Source organism: uncultured Winogradskyella sp. (assembly GCF_947495255.1).
In the GTDB taxonomy this organism is placed as follows: Bacteria; Bacteroidota; Bacteroidia; order Flavobacteriales; family Flavobacteriaceae; genus Winogradskyella.
Genome location: NZ_CANLYI010000025.1, coordinates 1 through 2,116, shown reverse-complemented (window position 1 = coordinate 2,116; position 2,116 = coordinate 1). Strand labels below are relative to the sequence as shown.

The 2,116-nt window shown below is 30.4% G+C and carries 1 pseudogene; it reads left to right on the top strand.

The annotated features are described in order from the left end of the window. Positions 1–2,116 (top strand): annotated as a pseudogene (locus Q0807_RS18815) (hypothetical protein); the annotation flags it as partial.

The following is a 2,116-nucleotide window of genomic DNA, read 5'->3' as shown; positions in this document are numbered from 1 at the left end:
TATCTGTGGTAGCGACTTAACTTTAAATGCCAATATTAATAATGCTTCTGCTATCTACAAATGGTACTTAAATGGAAATGAACTCACTGGTGAAAGTAATGCTACTTTAGAAGTCAATCAATCTGGTAATTATGAGGTTGAAGTCACAATTCCTTCAGTAAACAATAATTGTGCACTAACCGACTCTATTGTAGTCGAAATCATACCATTTCAAGATGCTGAACCAATTGAAGATTGGCTTGCATGCGATGCATTTCCTAGTGATAATCTTTTTGAGTTTGATTTTACGCTAAAAAATGATGAAATATATTCTAATTTACCTTCTACAGATTATAATATAAGTTATCACTTTAACATAGATGATGCCCAAAACAATATCAACCCAATAACAGGTATTTATCAGAATACCGAAACCATCGAAACTATTTTTGTTAGGATTGAAAGCTTAACAGGTGATTGTCTTCAAATTGGAAGCTTTTCAATTAACATAAGTGAAACTCCAGACTCTTTAGAATTCACAGTTGATGTTTGTAATAATAGCTTAGTTGAAAGCTCATTTTCTAATTTCACATTTTTAGGATATATTGTTTCAAATTATGATCTAAACTCATCTGTTTCTTTTTATCTAACAGAGAATGATGCCATAACCAATTTAAATCAATTAAGCCAATTCCCACCTCTCAATGAAAACATCACTCATTTTTACGCAAAAATAGAGCGCCCAGATAGTTTATGTTATTCTATTGTTTTAGTGAATTTAAATTATCTAGTACCAACTGACATAGGTATTGAAACATATATTTTTAATCAATGCTTGGACCCCTTATTAATTGAAACTATTAATAGTATTCCCTATAATTATAATTCATTACCTATTTCATATAACCTTGAAGATGCAATGGCAGACATAGAAGCAGACTACCCTGAAATCTCTGTCAATTTAGAGGCTTTAATAATGGGATATCCTAGAATTATTACTACAGCTTCAGAAGAGTTCAGTATTCTTGTTAGCATAAGGTATAATGATGAAAACTGTCCAACATTTATGAATATGGAATTCCATAAAAATCTATTATATAATAGAGTTCTAAGTGTTCCGGAAATAACTAAATGTGATGATGAATTATACGACGGAATAGAAGATTTTAGCTTAACTGAAATAATAGCTGAATTTAAAGGTGACTACGACATAGAACTTCAAGTTTATGAAACGGAAGAGAACCTTTTAAATGATATCAACGCTCTCGACCCAAGTACCATTTTAACTGTTACAAACTCTAAAACTATTTATATAAGTTCATCTTATGAGAATTGTTCTTTGGTATCAGAAATGAATTTAATTGTAACTCCTGGATTATATATTTCGCCAATATCAGTAGACTATTGCGGTTATACAGACCTTAATACAAATAGTACAAATATTATTTTAGAGCCACTTAAAGCGGCTATTTTAGAAGAGAATGGAATTATTGGACCCGTTGAATTTTATCTAAGTGAAGAAGATGCTGAAAATCAAGAAAATGAGCTAATCGATAGTTATAGCACCTTCAGTAGTCAGCAAACTTTTTATGTTAGAGTTTCTGATGTTTTCTCTGGCTGTTATGACATATCTACTATCGAAGCTAATATTACCAATGCAATTGAAGCCAATAACCCAGAACCATTAATCATTTGTGATGATGATCAAGATGGAACATCAACGATTAACCTTCTTAATCTAATTCCGCAAATATCTAATGGAAATAACAATCTTTCATTTGCTTTTTATAAAAACTTTGATGATGCACTAGTAAATGAATCGGTTATTGAAAATTTAAATAATTATTCAACAGCTACAACCACTTTATACATAAGAGTTGAAGCCCTGAATTTAGAGTGTTTTTCAATCATTCCTTATGACATTTCTATCTACTCTAATCCAGAATTACCTCCTGTTTCAAATTTTATAAATTGTGAAACAAATCTAAACCTACCCTCAGAATTCTTTTTTGTAGATAAAGATTCGCAGATTATAGGTAATCAAGCGAGTATGGAAGTGGTTTATTTTGAAACAGAAAATAATGCTATAAACAACAATAATCCTATTGACAAAAACACAGCTTATTTACCTTCTTCA